Raw genomic sequence first — 6,546 nt, forward strand, 5'->3', positions numbered from 1 at the left:
GCCATGGTTGTTTCTACGGCATTGTAAAAGCATGGCAAGGCCCGGGGAGGGCCGGGACTGTCGCACCTCGGCGTGCGGGCCGCACGAGACAGGTCGCCCTCTGGTGCGGGCAACTCAGCGCCGCCCGTTCCGTGCTTGGGGCCGACTCGAAAGGGCGTCCGGCCCTTCGGTGCCCTGTCCCCGCCTTCTTCGCTGCGAGGTGGCGGGCTCCGGGTGAGAATGGAGCCGAACGGGTGTCCCCACACGAGGGAGATGGGCCCGTGGACGAAGCGATCATGGTCCAAGGCCTCAGCAAACGGTTCGGCGCGGTGACGGCGCTGAAGGCGGTGGACTTCCGGGTGCCGACGGGGACGGTTTTCGGTCTGCTGGGTCCAAACGGCGCAGGCAAAAGCACCGCGATCCGCATCCTGACGACCATCGCGCGGCCCACCGCCGGCCAGGCCCGGGTGCTCGGGTACGACGTGGTCCGGGACGCCGCCGTCGTCCGCACGCTGATCGGGCTGGCCGGGCAGTACGCGGCGATCGACAGCAACCTCACCGGTCGCGAGAACCTGCGCCTGATCGGCCGTCTCACCCACATCCGGCGCTCCCGGATCCGGTCCCGTGCCGCCGAGCTTCTCGAACGCTTCGACCTCACGGAGGCAGGCGACCGCCCCGCCCGCACCTATTCCGGCGGCATGCGCAGACGCCTGGACGTCGCGGCGGCGCTGGTCCCCGAGCCGCCGGTGCTCTTCCTCGACGAACCCACCACCGGGCTGGACCCGCAAAGCCGCAACGGGCTGTGGGAGACGGTCCGCCAACTGGTCGCGGACGGCACGACCGTGCTGCTCACCACCCAGTACCTGGAGGAAGCCGACCGCCTCGCGGAACGGGTGGTCGTCATCGACCACGGGCGGATCATCGCCGACGACACACCGTCCGCGCTGAAGACACGCATGGGCGACACCGTCATCGAGCTCGACATGGGGACGGACGGCCGAGCACGGCAAGCCGCCGAGTTGCTGCGCGGCAGGCTCTCGGTGCCGGCGGACGTCGAAGACGGTCGGCTGCGCCTGACCTCCCGAGAGGGCTCACGGCCCCTCCTGGGCATCCTCCGCCTCCTGGACACCCACGGCCTGGTACCCGACGCCGTGGCCGTCCGCGAACCCAGCCTCGACGACGTGTTCCTGGAACTGACCGGCCGCCGCGCCGGAACAACCGCCTCGGTACCGTGACCGGCGCCGGGTCCCAGCCGTCGCACGCCGCCGACCTTGGGACGGCACGGCGATCCGTCGGCGCGCGCACCCGCCCCGCGCGCGGCCTGGTGCTCGCCGCGCAGGACGGTCTCGCCGTCGCCTGGCGCAACCTGATCGGCCTGCGCCGGGTCCCCCGCCTGCTGGTCTTCTCGACCATCCAGCCGCTGGTCTTCGTGCTGATGTTCCGGTACGTGTTCGGCGGTGTCGTACAACCGGCTCTCCACGGGGTCGACTACGTCGACTACCTGATCCCGGGCATCTTCGTGCAGACGGCAGTCTTCGGCGCCATGAACACCGCGATCGGCCTGGCCACCGACATGCAGAGCGGTCTGATGGAACGCTTCAGATCACTGCCCATGGCGCGCTCTGCGGTACTGGTCGGCCGCACCGCGGCCGACCTTGCGAGGAACGTCTTCGTCGTGGCGATGATGACCGGCGTCGGCTTCGCCATGGGATTCGGTATCCACGCGGGCGTCCCCGCGTTTCTCGCAGGGATCTTGCTCGTGCTGGCCTTCGGCTTCGCGATGTCGTGGGTCTTCGCGGTCGTCGGCATGGCGGTCGGCGATCCGGAGACCGCCCAGGCCGCGGCCTTCCCCGTACTCGCTCCCCTGGTCTTCGCCTCGTCGGTGTTCGTGCCGGTGAGCACCATGCCCGGCTGGCTTGAGGCGTTCGCGGAGCACCAGCCGGTGTCACGCAACGCGGAAGCGATACGGGACCTCGTACTCGGCGGCCCGACCACCACCGACGTCCTCCAGGCCCTGGCCTGGGACGCCGGAATCGTCGCGGTCTTCGCACCGGTCGGCGTGTGGCTGTACCGCAGGCAGGCGTAGCGGTCGGCGCCGCCGGTCACGGCTTCGGCTCGATCGCAGCCGGCTGCGTCCCCTGCACAGGTGCCGCGCGGCACTCCGCGAGTCAGGCGGTTCGAGGGCGTGGCTACGCGGTGTGGGCGGTCCCCGCCTGCGTGGGGGGTGCGGGCGCGCGCGGGAGGCGGGTGTCCGGCAGGTGCAGGCGTTTGAGGGCCAGGGCGTTGACGGCGACGATGAAGCTGGAGCCGGACATGGACAGCGCCGCGATCTCAGGCCGCAGGACCAGCCCGAAGGCCGGTTCGAAGACGCCCGCGGCGATGGGCAGGGCGAGCGTGTTGTAGCCGACGGCCCATCCGAGGTTCTGCCGCATTTTGTGGAAGGTTCCGCGGCCGATGCGCAGCGCGGTGGGTACGTCGAGGGGGTCGGAACGCATCAGGACCAGGTCGGCGGTCTCGATGGCCACGTCGGTGCCCGCGCCGATCGCGATGCCGAGGTCGGCCTGGGCGAGGGCCGGGGCGTCGTTGACGCCGTCGCCGACCATGGCCACGGTGCGTCCGGTCGCCTGGAGTTCGGCGATCTTGGCGGCCTTGTCGCCGGGCAGAACATCGGCGATCACCGTGTCGATGCCCAACTGCCCGGCGATCCGCTCGGCGGTGGCCTGATTGTCGCCGGTGAGCATGACCACCTCGACGCCCAGGGCGTGCAGTTCCTGCACCGCGGCCGCTGATGTCTCCCGGGGCGCGTCGGCGATGCCGATCAGCCCGGCCGGTTGTCCGTCCACCGCGGCGATGACGACCGTACGGCCGGTGGCGGCCAACTTGTCGCGTTCACCGGCGAGTTCGGCGAGGTCGACGCCTTCGCGCTCGGCCAGGCGGCGGTTGCCGACCATGACCCGGTGGCCGGAGACCCCAGCCACGGCGCCGTGGCCGGGGACGTTTTCGAAGTTCTCGGCGCGCTCGGCGGCCAGGCCGGCGGCGTCGGCGTGGCGGGCGACGGCTTCGGCAAGGGGGTGTTCGGACTCGCGTTCCACGGCCGCGACGAAGCGCAGCAGGTCGTCCTCGGTCCATGCGGACGCGGTGACCACGTCGGTGACTTCGGGTTCGCCCTTGGTGAGAGTGCCGGTCTTGTCCATCACGACGGTCCGGATGCGCGCGGACGTCTCCAGGCCCACCGCGTTCTTGAACAGCACACCGCGTTTCGCGCCCAGCCCTGTCCCGACCATGATCGCCGTCGGTGTCGCCAGACCGAGCGCGTCGGGACACGTGATGACCACGACGGTGATCGCGAACAGCATCGCGGTTCCCAGGGACCGGTCGGTTGCGAGCAGCCACACGGCCAGGGTCGCGGCCCCGCCGACCAACGCGACGAAGACCAGCCAGAATGCCGCCCGGTCCGCGAGCCGCTGTCCGGGGGCCTTGGAGTTCTGCGCCTGTTGGACGAGCCTGACGATCTGCGCCAAGGCGGTGTCCGCGCCGACCTTGGTCGCGCGGACCCGCAAGGTGCCGTTGGCGTTGATGGTGGCGCCGACGACCTGCGCGCCCGGCTCCTTGTGCACGGGCAGGCTCTCGCCGGTGACCATCGACTCGTCGACCTCACTCGTGCCGTCTTCGACCACGCCGTCCACCGCGATCTTCGCGCCGGGGCGAACCAGCAGAAGGTCACCGACCACGATGTCGGCGGTCGCCACCTCGACCGGCTCGCCGTCACGGAGCACGAGGGCTTTCGGCGGAGCCAAGTCGAGCAGCGCTCGGATCGCGTCGTTGGCGCCGCCGCGAGCGCGCATCTCGAACCAGTGGCCGAGCAGGACGAAAGCGGCCAGCACGGTCGCCGCCTCGTAGAAGACGTCGCCGCCGCCGGTGAGCGTGACGATCAGCGAGTACAGCCAGCCCGAGCCCACGGCGACCGCGACAAGCACCATCATGTCGAGTGTGCGCGCCCGCAACGCGCGTACGGCGCCGCCGAAGAAGATCGTGCACGAGTAGAAGATCACCGGCAGGCTCAGCAGCAGCGCCCACACGTCCTGCCGCAGCCCGAACGGCACCGGCAGGTCCAAGCCGAAGACGTCCTCGCCGATCGGCGACCACAACACGATGGGGATCGAGAACAGCGCCGCGACAAGGAACCGATTGCGCATGTCGGCGACCATCGAGGCCATCGACATGCCGCCGTGCCCGCCGTGGCCCATGACGTCGTGCGGCGAAATTGTGTCCGCCGCGTGCGGTGCAGGGGCGGCTGCGGGTTCGTGGACGTGCGCCTCGTGCATGCGGGATGCGGCGGGAGGCTCTCGCCGGGCCGGGGGCGCCATGCGACCCGTCTGCGCGGTGGCCGCCGAGACCGGCGGGTCCGGCTCGGCCATCGGGTCGCAGACGTGTGCCGGGACGGACTGCCCGGCGCAGTGCAGGCCGCACTCGTCCACCCAGCGGCGAAGCTCGGCCACGGAGGTGACGCGGGGGTCGAAGACGACCGTCGCGGTCTGGGCCACGGCGTTGGGTTCCACGTCGAGCACACCGCGCCGTCGTCCCAAAACCGCGGTGACCGTGCTCTGCTGCGAAGCCCAAGACAAACCGCGGACGTCCAAGACAGCCGTGGCGCGTTCCTTGGGCAAGCGAGCGTCATCGGCCTTTCCGGAGCCGCTGTGACCCGAGTGGCTGTTTTGCTCGTGCACGGTCAATCCTCCTCCGGAAGGCGGACCCGTTGCGGCGCTTGCCCGGGTCGGGCGGGGTCGAACCGCTCGGAGACGCGAGAACGAGGCGGACAAAGCGGTGTCGCGATCACGGTCCGGAGCGTCGGCCCATGGTGCCGGCCGATCTCGACGATCCGGGCCGGCATGTCGTGGTTCGTGTCGCCGTGCGGGCCACGCCGGACGGAACCGTGACATCGGACAATTGAGGTGGATGAAAGAGCGGAGGTGGCTCTGATGCCGAACCTCGGGGTCGCGATCGTCCGCCAGTACCAGCGCGGTGTCGTCTTCCGGCTGGGGCGCCTGCGCGGTGTCCGCGAGCCGGGGATCCGGTTCATGGTGCCGTTGGCGGACCGTATGTGGAAGGTCACGTTGCGCACGGTGACGCTCCCGATTCCGTCACAGCAGGTAATCACGCGGGACAACGTGTCGATCGGCGTCGCCGCCGTGGCGTACTTCCGACGGGTGGACCCGGTGAAGTCGATCGTGGAGATCGAGAACGTATCCGACGCGATCGGTCAGATCGCTCAGACGACCGTGCGGAATGTGGTCGGTCGTTCCCTGCTCGACCAGGTCCTCACCGACACGGAGACCCTCAACGAGCAGATCAAGGTCATCCTCGACAGCCTCACCCAGCAGTGGGGTGTGCTGGTGATGGTGGTGGAGCTCAAGGACATCCAGCTCCCGCAGAGTATGCAGCGTGCCATGGCCCGCCAGGCGGAGGCGGAGCGCGAGAAGCGCGCCAAGATCATCGCCGCGGAAGGCGAGGCCCTCAGCGCGGGACGGCTCGCGGAAGCAGCCGACGTCATCGCCGCGCATCCGATCGCCCTGCAACTGCGCAACCTTCAGGTGCTGGCGGAGATTTCCGCGGAGAAGAACTCCACGATCGTCTTTCCGGCGCAGTTCCTCGAAAGCGCTCGGGCTCTGGCTCGCTTCGTCGCGGAGGAGTCCGGCCGCCACGCGGCCTCGCCCGACCTCGGTGGCACCGATGCCGCCGAGCGACCGGACCATAACGCGCCGCCCTCGGGGTGACCACGGCAGCGCCGCGGCGAACTGCCGGAGGCGTTCACCGCGTTCGTGCCGGGCGGCACGGCCTCTCCCGACTGCGACCGCGGCACGCCAGTCACGTCGGTGATTTCGGTGGCGGAAATACGACGGAGGATGTCGGGTTTCCCGAAGAAGCTGGTTCCTCCGGCCGGTTCCGCGGAGAACACGGACCGGAACGACGGAAGACAAGGAACCGAAAACCTCCATGCGTGAGACACCCGACGAGCTCCACCGGCTCCAAACCCTCCTCGACACCTCGCTCGCCCGCTCCACCGCCCACCTGCGCACGATCATCGACACCGAACGCACACTCGACGCCGAACAGCTCACCAGGGTCCTCACCGGCATGTGCACGCTCGCGCTGTCCACCGTGACGGCGAAGGGCGAACCGCGAGTGAGCGGCGTGGACGGACACTTCCTGCACGGCACCTGGCATTTCGGCACCGCCCGCAGCGCCGCAAAGGCCCGGCACCTCGCAGCCCGGCCCGCGGTCAGCGCCGCGCACATGCGTGGCGAGGAGCTGGGCGTGTTCACCCACGGCACCGCCGAGGTCCTCAACCCGCTCGACGGCGAACCGGCCGCCGACTGGCCGGACCTGCTCGCGTACTTCCGCGGCTTCTACGGCGACGACGCCTTCGACTGGGACAACGACGTCGTCTTCTTCCGACTGCATCCGCAGTGGATGGCCGTCTACGCCGCCGACGCCGCCAAGCTCGGCGGGAAGGCGAACGAGGCGTGACGCCGCTCGTACCGGGCGCGCGCGCTGCCGGCTCCGGCA

5 protein-coding genes are annotated in these 6,546 nt (G+C 70.1%); 4 read left to right on the forward strand and 1 reads right to left on the reverse strand.

Going from position 1 to position 6,546, the window contains the following annotated elements:
- Positions 1-260: 260 nt before the first annotated feature.
- Positions 261-1,214 carry an ATP-binding cassette domain-containing protein gene (locus ACRX5W_RS24925; protein WP_436790527.1) on the forward strand — a complete coding sequence of 318 codons (954 nt, stop codon included), beginning with the start codon at positions 261-263 and terminating at the stop codon, positions 1,212-1,214.
- Entirely contained in the window at positions 1,211-2,065 is an 855-nt protein-coding gene (locus ACRX5W_RS24930) for an ABC transporter permease (protein ID WP_436790528.1), read from the forward strand. The genes ACRX5W_RS24925 and ACRX5W_RS24930 overlap by 4 nt, the downstream gene beginning before the upstream one ends.
- A gap of 103 nt (positions 2,066-2,168) precedes the next feature.
- On the opposite strand, the gene ACRX5W_RS24935 is transcribed toward ACRX5W_RS24930, so the two are convergent.
- Positions 2,169-4,646 carry a heavy metal translocating P-type ATPase gene (locus ACRX5W_RS24935; protein ID WP_436790550.1) on the reverse strand — a complete coding sequence of 826 codons (2,478 nt, stop codon included), beginning with the start codon at positions 4,644-4,646 and terminating at the stop codon, positions 2,169-2,171.
- Positions 4,647-4,958: 312 nt separating this feature from the next.
- On the opposite strand from ACRX5W_RS24935, the gene ACRX5W_RS24940 reads away from it, so the two are divergent.
- Together ACRX5W_RS24940 and ACRX5W_RS24945 are read left to right on the forward strand one after the other, a co-directional pair.
- Positions 4,959-5,753, forward strand: coding sequence for a slipin family protein (locus tag ACRX5W_RS24940; RefSeq protein WP_436790529.1), 795 nt, complete (start codon positions 4,959-4,961; stop codon positions 5,751-5,753).
- 220 nt (positions 5,754-5,973) lie between these two features.
- Complete coding sequence (locus ACRX5W_RS24945) at positions 5,974-6,507, forward strand: pyridoxamine 5'-phosphate oxidase family protein (RefSeq protein WP_436790530.1); 534 nt, start codon at positions 5,974-5,976, stop codon at positions 6,505-6,507.
- Positions 6,508-6,546 lie beyond the last annotated feature (39 nt).

The sequence above is a fragment of the Yinghuangia sp. YIM S10712 genome (genome assembly GCF_051388935.1).
Taxonomy (GTDB): domain Bacteria; phylum Actinomycetota; class Actinomycetes; order Streptomycetales; family Streptomycetaceae; genus Yinghuangia.

What these genes read in the sequence shown, in the direction of transcription:
- ACRX5W_RS24940 (WP_436790529.1), top strand. Translation starts at nt 4,959, where the DNA reads ATGCCGAACCTCGGGGTCGCGATCGTCCGCCAGTACCAGCGCGGTGTC.
- ACRX5W_RS24945 (WP_436790530.1), top strand. Translation starts at nt 5,974, where the DNA reads ATGCGTGAGACACCCGACGAGCTCCACCGGCTCCAAACCCTCCTCGAC.